Source organism: Acinetobacter sp. TWP2-2-3 (assembly GCF_049896445.1).
In the GTDB taxonomy this organism is placed as follows: domain Bacteria; phylum Pseudomonadota; class Gammaproteobacteria; order Pseudomonadales; family Moraxellaceae; genus Acinetobacter.
The window spans coordinates 508992-528863 of record NZ_JAFCUI010000001.1 but is presented as its reverse complement, the minus strand read 5'-3'; the positions used below and the strand labels follow the sequence as shown (position 1 = coordinate 528863).

14 protein-coding genes and 3 pseudogenes are annotated in these 19872 nt (G+C 44.5%); 13 read left to right on the top strand and 4 right to left on the bottom strand.

Going from position 1 to position 19872, the window contains the following annotated elements; translation table 11 throughout:
* Nucleotides 1-58: 58 nt before the first annotated feature.
* Nucleotides 59-1357, bottom strand: a complete 1299-nt coding sequence (locus ACP7AK_RS02615) for an MFS transporter (protein ID WP_425878419.1) — start codon at nt 1355-1357, stop codon at nt 59-61.
* Between the two features lie 455 nt (nt 1358-1812).
* Here ACP7AK_RS02615 and ACP7AK_RS02610 point away from each other — a divergent pair, with 455 nt between their 5' ends.
* The 3 genes from ACP7AK_RS02610 to ACP7AK_RS02600 are packed head-to-tail and all read left to right on the top strand — an operon-like array spanning nt 1813 to nt 5346.
* A complete protein-coding gene (locus ACP7AK_RS02610) occupies nt 1813-2586 on the top strand; it encodes an enoyl-CoA hydratase (RefSeq protein ID WP_425878417.1) in 774 nt (257 codons plus the stop codon).
* Nucleotides 2587-2588: 2 nt separating this feature from the next.
* A complete protein-coding gene (locus ACP7AK_RS02605; protein ID WP_425878415.1) occupies nt 2589-4109 on the top strand; it encodes a 3-hydroxyacyl-CoA dehydrogenase in 1521 nt (506 codons plus the stop codon).
* Between the two features lie 25 nt (nt 4110-4134).
* Entirely contained in the window at nt 4135-5346 is a 1212-nt protein-coding gene (locus tag ACP7AK_RS02600) for a 3-oxoadipyl-CoA thiolase (RefSeq protein ID WP_425878413.1), read from the top strand.
* Between the two features lie 120 nt (nt 5347-5466).
* Here the strand turns inward: ACP7AK_RS02600 and ACP7AK_RS02595 are convergent, their stop codons facing one another.
* Nucleotides 5467-5904: a PaaI family thioesterase gene (locus ACP7AK_RS02595; RefSeq protein ID WP_005246335.1), complete on the bottom strand. Its 438-nt coding sequence runs from the start codon at nt 5902-5904 to the stop codon at nt 5467-5469.
* Between the two features lie 110 nt (nt 5905-6014).
* On the opposite strand from ACP7AK_RS02595, the gene ACP7AK_RS02590 reads away from it, so the two are divergent.
* The 8 genes from ACP7AK_RS02590 (at nt 6015) to ACP7AK_RS02555 (ending at nt 15753) form a co-directional block, all read left to right on the top strand.
* Nucleotides 6015-6770: a class II aldolase/adducin family protein gene (locus tag ACP7AK_RS02590; protein WP_253145669.1), complete on the top strand. Its 756-nt coding sequence runs from the start codon at nt 6015-6017 to the stop codon at nt 6768-6770.
* Nucleotides 6767-7690 carry a 2-hydroxyacid dehydrogenase gene (locus ACP7AK_RS02585; protein ID WP_425878410.1) on the top strand — a complete coding sequence of 308 codons (924 nt, stop codon included), beginning with the start codon at nt 6767-6769 and terminating at the stop codon, nt 7688-7690. The genes ACP7AK_RS02590 and ACP7AK_RS02585 overlap by 4 nt, the downstream gene beginning before the upstream one ends.
* 37 nt (nt 7691-7727) lie before the next feature.
* Nucleotides 7728-8516, top strand: coding sequence for an enoyl-CoA hydratase-related protein (locus ACP7AK_RS02580; RefSeq protein ID WP_425878596.1), 789 nt, complete (start codon nt 7728-7730; stop codon nt 8514-8516).
* Between the two features lie 11 nt (nt 8517-8527).
* Nucleotides 8528-9508, top strand: a complete 981-nt coding sequence (locus ACP7AK_RS02575; protein WP_425878408.1) for an NAD(P)H-dependent flavin oxidoreductase — start codon at nt 8528-8530, stop codon at nt 9506-9508.
* 209 nt (nt 9509-9717) lie between these two features.
* A complete protein-coding gene (locus tag ACP7AK_RS02570; RefSeq protein WP_425878406.1) occupies nt 9718-11520 on the top strand; it encodes an acyl-CoA dehydrogenase C-terminal domain-containing protein in 1803 nt (600 codons plus the stop codon).
* 128 nt (nt 11521-11648) lie between these two features.
* Nucleotides 11649-12488: an alpha/beta fold hydrolase gene (locus ACP7AK_RS02565; protein ID WP_425878404.1), complete on the top strand. Its 840-nt coding sequence runs from the start codon at nt 11649-11651 to the stop codon at nt 12486-12488.
* 12 nt (nt 12489-12500) lie between these two features.
* Nucleotides 12501-13997: a flavin-containing monooxygenase gene (locus ACP7AK_RS02560; protein WP_425878402.1), complete on the top strand. Its 1497-nt coding sequence runs from the start codon at nt 12501-12503 to the stop codon at nt 13995-13997.
* 76 nt (nt 13998-14073) lie between these two features.
* Nucleotides 14074-15753: an AMP-binding protein gene (locus ACP7AK_RS02555; protein WP_425878400.1), complete on the top strand. Its 1680-nt coding sequence runs from the start codon at nt 14074-14076 to the stop codon at nt 15751-15753.
* Nucleotides 15754-15826: 73 nt separating this feature from the next.
* On the opposite strand, the gene ACP7AK_RS02550 is transcribed toward ACP7AK_RS02555, so the two are convergent.
* Complete coding sequence (locus tag ACP7AK_RS02550; protein WP_425878398.1) at nt 15827-17050, bottom strand: CaiB/BaiF CoA transferase family protein; 1224 nt, start codon at nt 17048-17050, stop codon at nt 15827-15829.
* Between the two features lie 356 nt (nt 17051-17406).
* On the opposite strand from ACP7AK_RS02550, the pseudogene ACP7AK_RS02545 reads away from it, so the two are divergent.
* Nucleotides 17407-18677 (top strand): annotated as a pseudogene (locus tag ACP7AK_RS02545) (MFS transporter).
* Nucleotides 18678-18751: 74 nt separating this feature from the next.
* Here the strand turns inward: ACP7AK_RS02545 and ACP7AK_RS02540 are convergent.
* Nucleotides 18752-18913: pseudogene (locus ACP7AK_RS02540) on the bottom strand (MarR family transcriptional regulator); the annotation flags it as partial.
* Between the two features lie 2 nt (nt 18914-18915).
* Between ACP7AK_RS02540 and ACP7AK_RS02535 the strand changes: the two are divergent.
* Nucleotides 18916-19767, top strand: a pseudogene (locus ACP7AK_RS02535) (AMP-binding protein); the annotation flags it as partial.
* Nucleotides 19768-19872: the final 105 nt, after the last annotated feature.

Below are 19872 nucleotides of genomic sequence, written 5' to 3'. Positions count from 1 at the left end.
TGTTGTAAATATTTGAAGTGAGGAAGGCAGCGATTTGACCTGCCTTCCGAAGTAGGGTTTATTCTGCTTTTTGCGGATCGTATAAACGGTCTTTAATAAACAGGGCAGGAATCAAACCGCATAGGAAATATGCTGCACCCATTACCAACAGACCTGTACCGATCGAACCATGCATCGCAAGATAACCAATCGTAATTGGCGCGAAGATTGCACCGATACGACCAATATTGAATGCACCGCCCACCGCTGTACCACGAACACCAGTCGGGAAACTTTCGGTTAGATAGGTTGCATTGATGGCATATGGAATACCGTACAGGAAGCCGAAGATTAGCATCAGTACGCCAATGTTATCGGCATTATGCATATACACCACGACAGGGATAAATAGCGCTGTTCCCATGGTGCCGAAAGCAAACACAATACGGCGACCAATTTTATCAGCAACATAACCTGCAATGATTTTGGCAAAAATCATGGTGATGAAGGTACCCACCATATACAGTGCCATTTCTTTAAACTTAATGCCTAATTCAGCTTCAAGATAACTTGGCAACCAGTTACTTACACCGAAGTAACCAAATAACAGGAAACCGGAGCTGAAAGACCACAAGATAAACATCTTGCCATGGGTTTTATCTTTAAGAATGGTGATGTATGGATTACCTTTTTTGGTATCGTTATCCACAATCTGACCAGTTCTTTTCATTTCCCGAACACGTTTCCACGATTCTGGTTCAGGCACCATAAAGTGCATGAGGATACCGAGTGCTAAAGGTGCAATGGTAATCCAGTACAGCATACGCCAGCCGAACTCAGGAATAATCCAGCCTGAAAGCATGGTAATCACCAGAGAACCCAGAGTAAAACCGGTCATCAATGTTGCCAGCACTGTGGTACGGTATTTGGTTGGCACATATTCAGACATCAAGGTATTACAGGCAATATATAAACAGCCTAAACCCAAGCAAGAAAGAGTACGTAAAATTGCAAATTCAGTATAAGACTGAGCAAAACCTGAGTAGGCCGACAAGATCGAGAAGGCGATGGTGGCCAGTACAATGACGCGGACACGTCCAAATTTGTCGCATGCCCATCCACCAATAAAACCTCCTATCCCCATTCCTAAAAGAGAATAACTTCCCAAGGCACCGGCCTGTACAGAAGTTAGTCCCCATTCAGCTTTCAGACTGGTCAGACTGAAAGCCAGAATCCCGATATCTGCACCGTCACAGAGCAAAATCAGAAAAGCAAAGACAAAAGCCGTCATCCATAGACGTTTTGGCGCCTGTTTAATGGTATCCGTGGAGGAGACATCGGTTTTATTGTCTCCTGTTACGATGGTATCGCTTGTCATTCTTATATCCTCTATATATTAAAAGTAGCATTTCCTCTGCTACCGCTAAATCCATTTTTCTTCCTCACGGAAACATAGTTTTCCTGATTTAACAGACTTGCTCTGCACACAATAGCCGCTGCATTTTTTATCAGGCTACATTCGATTTTTCACGCTTTACGCTAAATCAAAATCATCTCATTACTGGAAAATTTGATTTCGTAAATTAATTTTAAGTTCTGCCTTATGGCGATTATTCATTGAAATGAATAATCAGATTGCATTTAAAATACTTAATTCCGTATTACGAAATTAATTAATCATAAAATGATCAATTGAACAAGAGTTTTTACTCTATTTTTAGTAAAAAATAACTTTTTTGAATTATGGAGTTAAAAATCCTTGATTTATAGCTTGAGAAACCGTAGTTTTATATAAAATAAAATTTCGCTATACAAAATAAATGGAGTTTTTTAATGGAACAGGTCGTTCAAATAGAACAAATCTCAACTCATGTAGCGATGGTTAAAATTCATCGACCAGAAGCAAAAAATGCATTGAATACAGAAGTGCGTCAGAAACTTGCAGAGGCTTTTCTACAATTGAATGACGAAGAAAATATTCGTGCCATTATTCTTACCGGTGGTGAAACAGATTTCGCAGCAGGAGCTGATCTAAAAGAACTGGCCAATGCTGAAACCATTCAAATGATGCAGCGTCGCACTGAACGTTACTGGCAGGCAATAGCACAGTGCTCAAAACCGGTAATTGCAGCAGTTAATGGTTATGCGCTCGGTGGTGGCTGTGAACTGGCCATGCATGCAGACATTATTATTGCCGGGAAAAGCGCCCAGTTTGGTCAGCCTGAAGTGAAAGTGGGTGTCATGCCGGGTGCCGGTGGTACCCAGCGTTTATTCCGTGCAGTGGGCAAATTTCATGCCATGCGCATGATCATGACCGGTTGTCTGGTGCCTGCACCGGAAGCCTATCAAATTGGCCTGGTGTCCCAAGTGACTGAAGACAGTGAAACCCTTGCAACTGCCATCAAGATGGCAGAAGGGCTGGCAAAAATGCCGCCAATTGCTCTAGAGCAAATCAAGGAAGTGGCTTTACTGGCTGAAGATGTGCCGCTTAATGCCGGACTTACCCTGGAACGTAAGTCTTTCCAGATGCTGTTCTCATCCGAAGATCAAAAAGAAGGCATGCAGGCCTTTATTGAAAAACGTAAACCGAATTATCAGGGACGATAAGCATGAGTATTCAGATTCAGAAAATCGGCATTATTGGTGTAGGCACGATGGGTGCAGGTATTGCCCAGATCGCGATTCAGTCTGGTCATGATGTGGTACTGTTTGATGCCAAAGAAGGGGCAGCCGAACAGGCACAGGATAAACTGGCCAAAACATTAAATACCTTAGCAGATAAAGGTAAATTCAGCCATGAAAAAGCCGCTGAAGATATTGCTCATCTGTCGACTGCGCAGCAGCTAGAAGACCTGAAAGATTGTGACTTGATTGTTGAAGCGATTATTGAAAATCTGGAAATCAAGCAAAAACTGATGCAGCAACTGGAAGGAATGATAAAACCAGAAGCGATTCTGGCATCTAATACCTCTTCATTGTCGATCAGTGCAATCGCTGCCAACTGTAAGCAGCCAGAACGTGTGGCCGGTTATCATTTCTTTAATCCGGTACCACTGATGAAAGTGGTCGAAGTGATTGAAGGCTTCAATACCCGCGCTGATATTATTGAAGCATTAACCCAGCTCTCTACAAAAATGGGTCATCGTCCGGTCAAAGCTAAAGATACTCCAGGATTTATCATTAACCATGCCGGCCGTGCCTTTGGTAGCGAAGCCTATGCAATTTTGAATGAAAATGTCACACCATTTTATGATATTGACAGGATCTACCGTGACGGAATCGGTTTCAAAATGGGGCCGTTTGAATTAGGTGATCTGACCGGTATGGATGTCTCGCATCCGGTGAGTGAATCGATTTATCATCAATATTATGAAGAAGCGCGTTACCGCCCAAGCGTGATTACCCGCCAGCGTTTTATTGCTAAACAGCTAGGCCGTAAAACTGGTAAAGGTTTTTACGCTTATACCTCAGGGAGCAAAGTAGGTGATGTAGCTCCAACACTGGTTGAAAAGCTGGATCAATATCCATCGGTTTGGCTAGGCACAGAATATAGCGAAGACCTTCAGGCGCTTGAGCAATATCTGCAGCAGTTCAACATCCAGATCGAGCAAACTGACGCACCTTCAGCAGATGCTTTAATTCTGATTGCGACTTATGGTGAAGATGCAACTTCAGCCGCAGTCCGCTATCAGGTGGCACCTCAGCAAGTGGTGTGTATCGATCTGCTATATAGTCTAAACAAACACCGTACCTTGATGCCAACTTTTATCACCCAACCTGAGCTGGTAAAAGCAGCCCAATCGATTTTCAATCTGGATGGTGTGACCGCCAGCGTAATTCAGGAAAGCGTAGGCTTTGTGGCTCAACGTGCTTTGGCAATGATTGTGAATCTCGGCTGTGATATTGCCCAGCAAGGCGTTGCAACGGTAGAAGATATCAATATCGCAGTAAAATTAGGCCTTGGCTATCCATATGGGCCAATTGAATGGGGGGATGTGCTGGGAGCTGAAAAAATCCTGAAAATTCTGGATCGCATGACTGCGATTACCCGTGACCAGCGTTACCGTCCAAGTCCTTGGTTGCGTCGCCGTGTTCAGCTTGGTCTACCACTTGTTCATACAACACATTAATTAAAAAGTTAAAGGAATAACACTCATGTTAAATGCATATATTTATGATGGTTTACGTTCACCAATCGGTCGTCATGCAGGAAGTCTGGCAAGCGTACGTCCAGATGATCTGGCAGCGACCGTAATTAAAAACCTGCTGGAAAAAACCGGTATTCCGGCAGCAGATGTAGAAGATGTAATCTTTGGGAGTACCAATCAGGCCGGTGAAGACAGCCGTAATGTGGCACGTTTTGCAGCATTGTTAGCGGGTATGCCGGTAACAGTTCCGGGGCAGACGGTAAACCGCTTATGTGCATCAGGTCTCGGTGCTGTGATTGATTCGGCACGTGCCATCACTGCAGGCGAAGGCGAGTTGTACATTGCTGGTGGCGTAGAAAGTATGACCCGCGCGCCTTTTGTGATGGGCAAAGCAGAAAGTGCTTATTCACGTGATGCCAGAATTTATGACACCACGATTGGTACCCGTTTCCCGAACCGTAAATTTACGGATCAGTTTGGCGCGCACAGTATGCCTGAAACAGGTGATAACGTGGCTGAAGAATTCGGTATTAGCCGTGAACAGGCTGATACCTTTGCCGCTGCATCACAGGCAAAATATCAGGTAGCGAAAGAATCAGGTTTCTTTGAAGGTGAAATTACCCCGATTGAAGTTTCTCAAGGACGCAAATTGCCGCCTAAACAAATTACTCAGGATGAGCATCCACGTGCATCTTCAACATTTGAAGCTTTATCCAAGTTAAAACCGCTATTTGAAGGTGGTGTAGTAACAGCGGGTAATGCATCAGGAATCAATGACGGTGCTGCAGCACTGATTATCGGCAGTGAAAAAGTTCAGGAACAGTATGGCTTAAAACCTTTGGCTCGTATCCTGTCTTCTGCAGCCGCTGGCATTGAGCCACGCATCATGGGTGCAGGCCCAATTGAAGCGATTAAAAAGGCAGTACAACGTGCTGGTTTGACGCTAGACGATATGGATATCATCGAGATTAATGAAGCCTTTGCCAGTCAGGTATTATCTTGCCTGAAAGGTCTGGATGTCGCTTTGGATGATCCGCGTGTCAATCCAAATGGTGGTGCGATTGCCATTGGTCATCCACTGGGCTGTTCGGGTGCGCGTTTGGCTTTAACCGTTGCACGTCAGTTACAGCGTACCGGTAAAAAATATGCCGTGATTAGTCTGTGTATCGGTCTGGGTCAAGGCTTGGCGATGGTGATTGAAAACCCTGAAGCTGCATAACAGTTTAGTCATAGTCTTAATGCCATGTATCTATGATATGCATGGCATTCTTTATTGGGATTTTTCTTTCAAAATAAAAATCCCTGCACATGCAGGGATTGATTACATCACTGTAATGATTTACTTACGGGCAGTGACTAATAAAGTCGCTGAACCAAAAGCATAAACTTTACCTTCTTTATCGATAATTCGGCCTTCTGAGGTCAGTACATTACGCCCGATCCGGATGACTTCACCAATAGCTGTATAGGTTTCGCCGCTTTTCATCGCTTTCAGCATTTTTACATTCAGGTCAATGGTCGAGAAACTGACACCTGCATCTACTGTCGTATGCACGGCAGCGCCAGTGGCACTATCTAGAACCGTTGCACAAAAGCCGCCATGAATACCACCCTGTAAATTATAATGGCGCTGATCAGGACGCACCTCATATTCCACATAGTTTTCGCGCACCAAGATCAGACGCATGGGAATAATTTCACTCATGGCTGAACTGGAAATTTCCCCATTCTTAATTGCGGTTAGATATTCGAGTCCGTTTAATTGTGATGTTGACATATCAACTCCTTGTAATGATTTATTTCGCTTTATGAAATAATATTCTGTTTTTCTAAAATTATGATATAACAGATAGTGATCGAAATGCTATATTTTTCCAGGATGGAACGATGACAATAAAAAATCTCGTCACAGATGCTGAATGGCAGGCACGTTGTGAACTCGCAGCGCTTTATCGCATTATTGCGCATTACCGGATGACTGATTTAATTGATACCCATATCAGTTTAAGAGTCCCTGATCAGCCTGACTGTTTTCTGATTAATCAGTATGGTGTCGCTTTTGAAAAAATGTGTGCTTCAACGCTGGTCAAGATTAATCATGAAGGGCAGGTCGTAGAAAGCTATGAACAGGACAAGCCGGTGAATATGGCTGGCTTCGTCATCCACTCCGCAATTCATGAAGCACATGCTCATCTGAACTGTGTTATTCATACGCATACCGCAGATGGCATAGCAGTTTCTGCACAGAAACACGGACTTCTGCCCATTTCCCAGCACGCCATGAAGTTTTATCAGCAGGTGGCCTATCACGAATATGAAGGCGTGGCACTTTCAACAGATGAACAAGAACGCCTGATTCAGGACCTGGGCGGCCATCGCGCCATGATTTTACGCAATCACGGACTTTTAACGGCGGGCGAAACCATTGCACGGGCCTTTCATGAAATCTATTTTCTAGAGCGTGCCTGTCAGGCACAGGTGAAGGCCTTAAGCGGCGGTGCCGAACTGCATTATCCAAGTGAAGATGTACGAATTAAAACCGCCAAGCAGTTCGCTAGTCCTTTAGTTGAACCGATTTTACAGCGTGCCTGGCAGGCCGCTTTGTCTTTGATTGAGCATCAATATACGGAGTATGCATCATGATTGTGATATCCAGTACTGTGCCGAATATTGAGGCAATTCTGGTGAAGTCTTTTCAGAAATATGCGCCTGAGGGCAGTTTTTGTACACTGGACAGCCCGGAAGCAGAACTGGCGACCACAGCAGCTTCGTGGTTTCCAGATCTGGAAAAACTCCGGCAACTTCCAGAGCTTAGCCTGATTCATTCGATTGCTGCAGGGGTCGAACATTTAAATTTAACCGAGATTAGATCTGACCAGTCAGTCTGCCGGGTACTGGATCCACATCATCAAAAGGGCATGTTTGATTATCTGCTTTGGGGTGTGCTGTATTTTCAGCGTTATTTTGACCGCATGATCCAGCAGCAAAAGCAGCAGCTATGGAAACAGTATCGTCAAAGTTATAGCCATCATATCCAGATCGGGATTATGGGCCTTGGCCATATGGGCGGTTATGTGGCAAAACGTTTTGCCGACATGGGCTATCAGGTGTCTGGATGGTCCAATTCCCCAAAAGAGATTGCTCAGGTCAAAAGCTATGTAGGCCAAGAACAGCTTTCCGAGTTCCTGGCCCACAGCCAGATTTTGATTAATTTAATGCCTTTAACTGTAGACAATACTGGAATCTTATCTGAACAGCTATTTAAAAAATTACCTGATCAGGCTGCTCTTATTCAGGTGGGTCGTGGGCAGCATTTAATCGAGCAGGATCTACTCAATGCACTGGATTCAGGTCATCTCCGTGGCGCAATCCTTGATGTATTTGAAGAAGAGCCTTTAACTCCGGATCACCCATTCTGGCAGCATGAAAAGATCGTAGTTACGCCACATGTCGCCTCACATGCACCCATGTCTGTGGTAGTGGAACAGATTCTGGAAAATGACCGACGCTTAAATCTCGGGCTGGATTTGTGCCATCAGGTAGATGTCAATAAAGGCTATTAATTGTAGGGATACAGGCAAAAAAATAAGGAAATTGATGATGTGGGAAACGATTCAAACTCAGGTTCAGCAAGGTATCGCAACCTTAAGCTTTAACCGTCCGGATTCACTCAACAGTTTTAACCGGCAAATGCATGAGGAAGTGCAGCAGGTGCTGAAAAACTGGAATACAGACCCGGATATTCGGGTGATTGTGATTCGCGGTAATGGCCGGGCGTTTTCAGCAGGACAGGATTTAAAAGAACGTACTGGACAGCTCGGCAATGTGCCTTTGCCACCGCAAGGCTCGCTGGCCAAATACTATAATCCCTTGATTAATCTCATTCGCCAGAGTCCCAAACCGGTGATTGCAGCAGTGAATGGTGTGGCTGCCGGTGCAGGTGCCAATATCGCACTGGCCTGTGATCTGGTCATTGCCAAGGAAAGTGCCCGATTTATTCAGGCTTTTTCTAAAATTGGCTTGATTCCTGATGCCGGTGGCACCTGGATGTTGCCACGTTTAATCGGTTATGCACGTGCCATGGCACTCACTTTTCTGGGCGAACCGGTGCATGCCAAAGAGGCCGCCGAAATGGGCATGATCTGGAAAATGCTTCCAGATACAGAATTTGATGCTTATATCGACGACATTGCACAGCGATTATCTCAACAGCCGACTTATGCGCTGGCTTTAACCAAACAGGCCTTGCAACGCAGTGCTGAAAATAACATAGACCAGCAACTGGAGCTGGAACAAAACCTGCAATATCTGGCTCTGAGCAGTCAGGACTATAAAGAAGGTGTCCAGGCTTTTGTCGAAAAACGCCCTGCACAATTTACCGGATGCTAAGGAGAGCATTTATGAAAATTAAGACCCGTATTACCGAGCTTTTAGGCATTCGCTATCCAATTATTCAGGGCGGCATGATGTGGGTCGGTACCGCAGAAATGGCCAGTGCCGTATCTAATGCAGGTGGCTTGGGAACATTAACGGCATTGACTCAACCGACGCCTGAAGCCCTGGTCAAGGAAATTGCACGCTGCCGAGAAATGACCGATCAGCCTTTTGCAGTCAATCTGACTTTATTGCCCGCTGTGAATCCGCCGCCATATGCAGAATACCGACAGGCAATCATTGAAAGCGGTATCAAGATCGTAGAAACAGCAGGCAACAAGCCTCATGAACATATTGAGGCGTTTAAGCAACATGGCATTATTGTCATTCATAAATGTACTTCCGTCCGTCATGCGCTTTCAGCACAAAGAATTGGCGCAGATGTTATTTCGATTGATGGTTTTGAATGTGCGGGCCATCCGGGTGAAGACGATATTCCCGGCATGATTTTAATTCCTGCGGCAGCAGATCAGCTCACTGTGCCGATTGTGGCCAGTGGCGGTTTTGCTGATGGTCGTGGTCTGGTCGCAGCTTTGGCTTTGGGTGCCGAAGGCATCAATATGGGTACACGCTTTTGTGCCACTCAGGAAGCCCCGATCCATCCAAACATCAAACAGTTCTATGTCGATAATGATGAAAGGGCGACACATCTTTTGTATCGACAGTTCCGAAATACCGCCCGTGTTGCCAAAAATGCAGTATCTGATCTAGTCGTTAAAATGAGTGAAGATCCAGATCTGGAATTTGAACAGATTCGTCCCTATGTCAGCGGTTTAAAAGGCAAGCTCGCTTTAGAAAATGGCGATGTGGATGCGGGAGTTCTGACTGCAGGTCAAGTGATGGGATTGATTCATGACATTCCGACTTGTCAGGCGCTGATCGAAAATATCATGCAAGATGCAGAGCAAATTATTCATCAACGTCTGACTCATTTCTTGGCTCGTTGAACCATTTCATTGACGATCAAACAAAAAAGCCATTCCGTCATGAATGGCTTTTTTTCATCCTGAAGATTTTTTATTTTTAAATGGGAAATTTCATCGAATGACTAGATTTTATTCTTTAAATTATATTATAGTGGATTTAAAACATAATTTCGTATTATGAAATTAATAGTCATAAATATACAAATTAGAACTCATACAAGGGAATTACGATGAGAAATTATATTGCGCCATTAAAAGACATGAAGTTCGTCCTGAAAGACCTGTTAAACGTTGAACAGAAATATCAGGGCTATGCAAAATTCGCAGACAAGGTTTCTATGGATATTATGGAGCAATATCTGGAAGTCGCTGCGGACTTTTGCCAAAACGAACTTCTACCGATTAATGCGACAGGCGACCAGCAGGGTTGCCGTTTGCAGGATGGCGTCGTAACCACCCCGGATGGGTTTAAAGCAGCTTATGACAAATATGTGGAACTCGGCTTTACCTCATTAACTGGTGACGAAGCATATGGCGGTCAGGGCTTCCCGACCTTATACCGTATTGCCATTTCTGAAATTATTACCGCAACGAACTGGTCTTGGGGCATGTACCCAGGCCTGTCCCATGGTGCCATGCGTACTTTAGAGCACCACGGTAGCGATGAACAGAAACAGAAGTTTCTGGTACCTTTAATTGCAGGCCGCTGGACTGGAACCATGTGCTTGACTGAATCTCATGCCGGTTCTGACCTAGGTTTAATCCGTACCAAAGCAGTGCCAAATGAAGACGGCAGCTATAGCATCAGTGGCGAGAAAATCTTTATCTCAGCCGGTGAACATGATCTGGCGGAAAATATCGTGCATATCGTATTGGCACGTTTGCCAGATGCACCTGCGGGAACCAAAGGTATTTCGCTGTTTATTGTGCCGAAATACAATCTGGATGAAGCTGGTAATGTGGCTTCCCGTAATGGCGTGGTATGTAGCGCTCTTGAACACAAGATGGGCATTCACGGTAACGCGACCTGTGTGCTGAATTTTGATAATGCCAAAGGTCTCCTGATTGGGCCTGAAAATCGCGGTCTGAACTGCATGTTTACCTTTATGAACTCGGCACGTATCGGTACAGCTATTCAAGGCTTGGCAGCAGCAGAATCTTCTTATCAGGGGGCATTGGCTTATGCCAAAGACCGTCTGGCGATGCGTTCTCTTGAAGGTGCAAAAGTGCCAGGCCAGCCTGCAGATCCGATTATCGTGCATCCGGCAGTACGTAACATGCTGCTGACTCAAAAGGTGTTTGCAGAAGGTTCACGTGCACTTGCATATTATCTGGCGACCTATGCCGATATCGCTGAAGCCACTGACAGCCCGGAAGAAAAGAAAGCAGCTGAAGACCGTCTGGCATTATTAACCCCAATTGCCAAAGCATTAATGACTGAAACCGGCATAGAAGCGGCTAAACATGGTATGCAGGTTTTCGGTGGTCACGGTTATATTGCTGAACATGGCATGGAACAGATTGCCCGTGATGCACGTATTGCCAGCCTCTATGAAGGAACCACTGAAATTCAGTCCATTGACTTGCTGGCGCGTAAAGTGCTGGGCTCAAAATTGGGTCTGTTGACCGCATTAACCGAGGAAATTCAAGGCTTTGTAAAAGAACATCAACAACATGCCCAGTTTAGCCAGCAAGTTGCACAAGTCAGCCAGTTGACTGAACAATGGCTGGAATTAACCAGAACCATTCAGGAGCAGGCTCAGCAGTCTGCCAATGAAATTGGGGCAGCATCAGTTGACTACCTATATTTCTCTGGTTATGTCGTGTCCGCTTATCTGTGGCTGAAAATGGCAATTACTGCGCAGCAGAAAATTGAAGAAGGTAATACTGATCCGTTCTATGCAGCCAAGATCAAAACTGCACAATTCTTCTTTGCACGTATTTTGCCAAGAACTTCAACCCACTTTGCCAATATTCAGGCGGGTGGTGAAAGCCTGTTTTTACTTGAACCTGAAGAGTTCAAATTCGATTAAAGCTTTTGACCCACGATACTCGTGTCGTGGGTCTTTTTTAATAATTTTTGCATCTTCACCCAATTCAAATATTGAGATTTATTCTCGGATATTGAATAAACCATAAAATAACAAGATCAGGAGTCTATATGGATTTAGACATGATTACTCGACAGTTTCCTTATGCTGATCTGCAACTTACTTTTCATGAAGTCGGACAGCGTACTGCATTTCCCACTATTATTCTGATTCATGGCACCGGTGGAAATACCGACAAGCATTTCAGCTATATTTTTCCGATGCTGGGTATTCATCAGCGGGTTTTATCCATTGATTTACATACCCCAGATAAAGCTGATCTAAAGGTGACCGATTTTAGCCAGCAGGTTGAAGCACTGATTCAGCATGCGGTTGCAGAAGATGAAATCATTACAGTGGTCGGCTATTCACTCGGTGCCGTGATTGCTGCACAAGTAACAGCCAGTTTAAAACAGCGCGTAGCGCGTTTGATCCTGTTAGCCGGTTGGGCCAAAACCAGCTCGGTGCAACAACTACGTACTGTCATTTGGCAGCAATTATTTACTGAACAATCTGCGGCCTTGCCTCATTTTGTCAATTATTGCCTGTATAGCGATGATTATCTGTCTGCACGAAGCGAACAGCAGGTGTTGGATCTAGCACGCTTTGTCAAACCTTCCCAAGATGCAGCCAAACAGCGGGAACTGAATTATCGCATTGATATTACATCGATCTTGCCTGAGATTCGTGCAGAGACGTTGATTGTGGCTTGCCGTGAAGACCGCATGGTACCTGTAGCGCAAGCTAAACTGCTGTTTGCTTCAATTTCGAACAGTCGCTATATCGAAATTTCTTCAGGACATGCGCTCTATGTCGAAGCGCCAGCCGAAGTGGTGCAACTGGTAAACCAGTTTAGCCAGCATCCAGAACAATATCCGGTGAATCAAAAAATCCAGCCTTATATGCCTTAAAGGAGATAAATAATGCAAGCTCAAGGACAGCGCAGCAAGATTCTAATTGTAGGCAGCGGTTTTGGTGGTTTGGGAATGGCAATCCGCCTTAAACAGCAGGGCATCCACGATTTTAAAATCATTGAACGTGCAGCAGAAGTGGGCGGTACTTGGCGTGACAATACCTATCCCGGAGTCGCCTGTGACGTACCCTCCCATTTATATTCTTTTTCTTTTATTAAAAATCCGGACTGGTCACGCATCTTTCCGCAAGGGGCAGAAATCCAGCGCTATTTAATTCAGTGCTGTGATCAGGAGCAGATTCGTCCACATATTGATTTTCATACGTTGCTGGAAAAAGCCAGCTGGAATGCCAAAGAACGCATCTGGGAAATTCAGACCTCCAAAGGCCCGTATCAGGCAGATTTTTTAATGACTGCAACCGGCCATCTTGCGGATGAACATCTCCCACAAATACCGGGTCTGGAAGAATTTCAAGGCCAGGTGATGCATTCTGCGCGCTGGAATCATCAGGTGAATCTGGATAATCAGCGTGTCGTGGTGGTGGGTTCAGGGGCTTCAGCCGTTCAGCTTGTGCCGGAAATTGCCAAAACAGCAAAAAGCCTAACTGTCTTGCAACGTAGTGCGCCATATATTTTGCCCCGACCAGATCGACCTTATTCTGAGTCAGAAAAACAGCTTTTCCGCAAAGATCCTGACAGTATGTCGGCATTAAGACATGCTTTGTTCTGGGGCAATGAATACAATTTCGCGCAGCGTCGTAACCTGAAAAGTCAGATTGAGCGGGTCAAGAAAAACTGTCTACAGTTTTTGCAGCATCAGGTTTCAGATCCTGAGTTACGGCGTAAACTTACCCCGCATTATGAGCCGGGTTGCAAGCGCTTATTGTTGTCTAATGATTATTATCCGACTTTTCTAAAACCAAATGTCACACTTGAAGACTCAGCATTGGCAGAAGTTACGAAAGACGGTGTATTAAGCCAGGCTGGAAATAAATTTTCTGCAGATATCATCGTATTTGCGACAGGATTTGAAGCGGCGCGTCCACCCTATGCCGCAAAAGTGGTGGGTAAACAGGGTTTAAGCCTGGAACAGCAATGGTCCAGCGGTATGCAGGGTTATCAGTCAACGACCGTACACAACTTTCCAAACCTGTTCATTCTGAATGGGCCAAATACAGGCAGTGGGCATAATTCAGCGCTTTATTTTCTGGAAACCCAGTTTGATCTGGTACTGGATGCCTTGCAGTTTTTTGAGCAGGAACAGATTCAGGTCTTTGAAGCAGATCAAGAGGCTGAAAATAGCTATATGCAGGAGCTACAGCAGCTTTCCCAAGGTAGTGTCTGGTTATCGGAAAGCTGTAAAAGCTGGTATCTGGACCCGGTCAGTCGCAAGCTGACTTTGGTCTGGCCGGATTATGCTCATTCATTTAGGGATAAAAATCAGCATTTTATTCGTAGCGGTTATCACTACCAGTATGTTGAATCGAGACAGCAGAAAGTGGTTTAAAAATATTTAATTAAAATCAAAATCTTATGGTTTAAATGATACAAAATAAATGTAAATCCAGGACAGGAGTATAGTCATGAGCAGTCAGCCATGGATGGAAGAATATAAAAAGTGGAATATCAATCCGGAGTTTACCCGGCCAGATCCTGAGAAAACCCTGAGCACGACAATTGCTGAGAATTTGGTAAAATTTCAGGATAAAACCGCATTTATCTATCTGGATCGTAAATTCAGCTATCACGATATCGATGTGTATAGCCAGAAACTGGCAAGCTATTTACAGCGTCTTGGGCTGACTGCTGGCAGCCGTATTGCGGTGATGCTGCCTAATATTATTCAATATCCAATCGCGACCTTTGCCATTATTCGGGCCGGTTATGTGCTGGTCAATGTCAACCCCATGTACACCCAGCGCGAGCTCTATCATCAGCTACAGGATTCAGGTGCAGAAGCCTTGATTATCCTGGGACAGACTTTGGAGCAATTAACAGCACTAGATGAATGTCCTCAACTCAAATATGTCATTTCAACGCATCCGCTGGATTTTATTCAAGAGCAACCAAGTGCTATTTATAGTCAGGCAGCACAATATCCGGATAAACAGTTTTCTGACTTTAGACAGGCAATAAATCAGGTAGAGATTATTGATTTTGAACCGCCTGTACAGCATCAGGAAGATACGGTCATTCTGCAATATACGGGAGGTACCACAGGTGTTTCTAAAGGTGCAGAACTGAGCCATCGCAATATTTTATTTAATATCGCCCAGAACAGTACCGTGTTTATCAGCCATTTTGGTGACCGCTATGCCGCTGAAAATGAATATGTATTCTGTGCCTTGCCGCTGTATCACATTTATGGATTTACCATCTGCCTGTTCAGTTACGGTTTAAGCCGTGGTTTCGCCAATGTCCTGATTCCAAATCCGAGAGATCTGGATGCTTTGGCGGATCAATACCAGAAACATCCACCCACTGTTTTCCCCGGGGTGAATACCATGTTTAATGCCTTGGCGCATCATTCACCTTTCCGTGAACTGGATCATTCACGCCTGAAAACCACAACCGGCGGAGGGGCATCTATTTTGAAAAATACGGCAGAGTTATGGCATGAGGTCACAGGCTGCCAGATTTATGAAGGTTATGGGCTTTCCGAAACTTCACCGACTGCAACTTTTAACCCGCCTTTAAGCCGGCGATTTAGTGGCACGATTGGCTTGCCATTGGCAGGGACTGAAATTCTGATTCTGAATGATGAAGGAAAACCTGTAGAGCTTAATCAGGCTGGAGAAATAGCCATACGTGGTCCACAGGTGATGAAAGGATACTGGCAGCAACCCGAAGCAACAGCACAGGTATTTACCAAAGATGGATTTTTTCTGACAGGTGATATCGGTTGTATGGATGAACAAGGCTATATCACCATTCTGGACCGCAAAAAAGACATGATTCTGGTGTCCGGATTTAATGTTTATCCCAATGAGCTGGAAGGCGTGCTGTCCAAACATCCTAAAATACTGGAATGTGCAGTGATTGGTATTGATGATGAAAAATCTGGACAGGTACCCAAGGCATTTATTGTGAAACAGGATGAAACTCTGACCCAAGATGAAGTCATGACTTATCTGAAGCAGCAACTGACCAGTTATAAACTACCCAAATACATTGAGTTTGTGGGTGGATTACCCAAGTCCGCAGTAGGCAAAATTCTGCGTCGTGAACTGCCTCGTACTGTTCAGTCGAGTGCAAAAGCCTGATAAGGAATGATCTAATCCATTAGATTTAAAATAAAAAAGGAATCGAAAGATTCCTTTTTTATTGCTTGCAGGCTTATCGCTGCTGGATGACTTTTTTGCTTTTCAGTTCTTCCATTTCAGCAGAACTTAAATATTGACTCAAAATGGCATCGGTATCTTCACCCAGACAAGGTGGGGCCTTTTTATATTCTACCGGTGTCTTGGAGAGTTTAATCGGTGAACCGATTGAGGTGTAATCTTCACGTAAGGTATGCGGCATTTTAATCACCATATCACGCGCTAATACCTGTTCTTCTTGCAAAGTCTGTTTCAGATCATTGATCATTCCTACCGGCACTTTAACCGCATGGATTAAATCCACCCAGGTTTTTGCTGGTCGAGTATAGAAATGAGCTTGTAGAACTGTGGTCAGTTCTTCACGATGTGTAACACGTCCTGAATTTTTCAAGAAGCGAGGATCTTCTGCCACCTTGGCCAGACCAACGGCCTGACACAAAGCTTGAAATTGCAGATCGTTGCCACAGGCAATAATAAATTCGCCTTCCTGGGCTTTAAACACCTGATAGGGCACAATATTGGCATGTGCATTTCCGAAGCGACCGGGTACTTTGCCTGAGGTGAGATAATTCATGGCCAGAACAGAGAGGGAAGCAACCTGGGTATCTAACAGCGCCATATCAATATACTGACCTTCACCGGTTTTCTCACGGGACAACAAAGCCGCCTGAATGGCAATTGCGGCATATAAGCCGGTGGTCAAATCGGCAAAGGCCAGACCTGCTTTTTGCGGGCCACCACCGGGCAGATCGTCACGTTCGCCAGTGACACTCATCATGCCGCCCATTCCCTGAACGATAAAATCATAGCCCGGCTCTTGCGCACGCGGACCGTTCTGGCCAAAACCGGTAATAGAACAATATACCAGTCGCGGATTTAGCTGACTCAGAGTTTCATAATCCAGTCCATATCGTTTCAACGAACCGGTTTTATAGTTTTCAATGACTACATCGCTTTGTTCAGCAAGTTTTTTGATAATACGTTGACCTTCAGGTGTAGATAAATCGATTGCAACCGAGTGCTTGCCACGGTTGGCTGACAGGTAATAAGCCGATTCATGGGTATCTTGCTGCTGATTGTTTTTAAGCCAGGGTGGTCCCCAGATACGGGTATCATCCCCATGATCCGGTTTTTCAATCTTGATCACTTCTGCACCCAGATCAGCCAGAATCTGGCTACACCAGGGCCCAGCCAAAATCCGGCTTAAATCCAGTACACGAAATCCTGTTAAGGCACCCATTATTACGCTCCCTGTTCGATCTTATTCAAATGATATATCGTTCTTATCCCTCTTTTTAAAGCTATAGGAAAATGGAAAAACAATCAACTTTATGATACTTAATTTCGTCTAACAAAATAAAACATCTAAAATGATGAATATTCATCTTATTTTCTTTAGCCTGATGCAAATATAAGTATGAACGAAGAACAAGAGGTCACTGATAAAAAGGAAAAAGCGATCTCCCAGACAGGATTAAAAAAGGAGTCAATCAAGTGAATTAAAAACGGATTAGCCTTAAAGCATATTCATTAGCGGAATAGCTTTAAATATAAAAGATCATGAAAACCTAAGGATAGGAAAACAGAGATTTAAATATAACGGATTTAGCGAGAGAATTAGAAAAGATTAAACCTACGACCAAACGAACGCAGCAAATTGCTTTTATTTTCGCCTTTCTGGCTTTACTGGTAGATGGCGCGGACATGTTGCTGCTGTCTTTCAGTTTAAATAGCCTGAAAGCAGAGTTTGGTCTCAGTAATCTGCAGGCCGGTACACTAGGCAGTTTTACCTTAGCAGGTATGGCGATTGGTGGCTTTATGGGTGGCTGGGCCTGTGACCGTCTGGGCCGTGTACGTACCGTAGTCATTTCGATTCTGGTATTTTCCATGTTGACCGCAGCCTTAGGCTTTGCACAGAACTTTGAACAATTTGCTGTTTTACGCTTTCTTTCTGCCTTTGGCATAGGCTCTTTATATATTGCAGCCAATACGCTCATGGCTGAATATGTTCCAACTGAATATCGCACCACGGTTTTAGGTACCTTACAGGCAGGATGGACCGTCGGTTATATTGTGGCCACTGTACTGGCAGGCTGGATCATTCCAGAATATGGCTGGCGAACCCTGTTTTTTATTGCCATTATTCCCTCGGTTATGGCGATTTTTATCCAGAAACTGGTTCCTGAGCCAGAATCTTGGCAGCGTGCACGTTTGCAGCGTCTATATGCCCCAGCTGAAATCACAGCACAGCAACCCGCCAAAAAAAGCACAGTCAAAGAGATTTTCGCGGATCCTGCGAATCGCAGAATGTTTATTTTGTGGATCTTTACGGCCGGTTTTCTGCAATTTGGCTACTATGGCGTAAACAACTGGATGCCGGCATATCTGGAATCTGAATTGCACATGAATTTTAAATCCATGGCAGGCTATATGATTGGTACCTATGTAGCCATGATTTTCGGAAAAATTCTGGCGGGCTTTGCTGCAGACCGTCTGGGTAGACGCGCTGTCTTTTCGTTTGGAGCAATTGGAACGGCGATTTTCCTGCCCGTGATTGTGCTATTCAATACGCCAGATAACATTGCCTATCTGCTGATTTTCTTTGGATTCCTGTATGGTATTCCATATGCGATTAATGCCACTTATATGACGGAAAGCTTCGCCACCTCGATTCGTGGTACTGCGGTAGGCGGTGCTTATAATGCAGGTCGTATCGGCGCCATGTTTGCCCCTGCAATTATTGGCGCGGCAGCCAGCGGGGTTCAATTGGCTTAGGCTTCCTGATTATGGGGGGTGCCTATTTCTTGTGTGGCGCAGTGTCCGGGATATTCATTAAAGACCGTCAATACGATCCACAAAAGGCATAATTTCAATTTATAAAAAAGAGCCTGAATTCAGGCTCTTTTTTATATTCTTCAATTAAAGCTATATTTCTATTTGTTTATTCCTGATCCGTTTCTTTATGCAGATGAATACTTTTTAAACCATCATTTACTTTATTGAGCAGATGAATTAGGGTAACCACATCATCAAAAGCCAGCTTATTTAAGGCCTGACCATAAAAATCAAAGAAATCAGCTTGCAAGTTGTCCCATGTTTCCAAGCTGGGATGTAGCCAAAGCAGTGGATCTAATTCATCAGCATCAGGTGAATTTCACCATGGCCTCGACCCCATTCCTGAATGACCTGTCCAATACCGTGGCGGAACAGCATGACAAGGTTGATTCACTAAAAATTTTCCTGTGTGCTGGTGCACCCATTCCGGGGCCATTGGTACAAAAAGCCCGGGAAATTCTGGGCGTTAAAGTCATATCCGCTTGGGGTATGACCGAATGTGGTGCAGTGACGCTGACCCGACCTGAAGATGAGGATGAACACTCTTTCAATACGGATGGCATCGCTTTACCTGGTGTTGAAATCAAGATCGTGAATAAAAAAGGTCAGACCAAAGCCGTGAATGAATCCGGGCGTTTGATGATCCGCACCTGTTCAAATTTTGGCGGTTATTTAAAACGTCCACATTTGAATGATACGGATGCCGAAGGCTGGTTTGATACTGGCGATATTGCCTATCAGGACGAGCATGGCTATATTCGGATTTGCGGACGTAAGAAGGATGTGATTATTCGTGGTGGAGAAAATATTCCGGTCGCGGAAATTGAATCACTACTTTATAAGCATCCGAATATCGCCACAGTAGCTTTAGTGGCTTATGCAGATGAGCGAATGGGCGAGCGTTCCTGTGCAATCATCAAGCTGAAAGATCAGACAAAGCCGTTAAGTTTTAATGAGCTGTTAGATTTCCTGAAAACTCATAATCTGGCTATGCAGTATCTTCCGGAACGCCTGGAAATCTGGGAGGATATTCCGATGACCCCATCGGGAAAAATCCAGAAGTTTAAACTCAGAGAATTACTGGCTCAGCATATTGCCTCAACGGCAGTTGAAGCGAACTAAATCTGGGAATAAATAGATAAATTAAACCCTGAATAATCTTGCATCATTCAGGGTTTTTCTTATTCAAAAAGAAGCGATCTAAAAGGTTAATACGAATTTTAGATT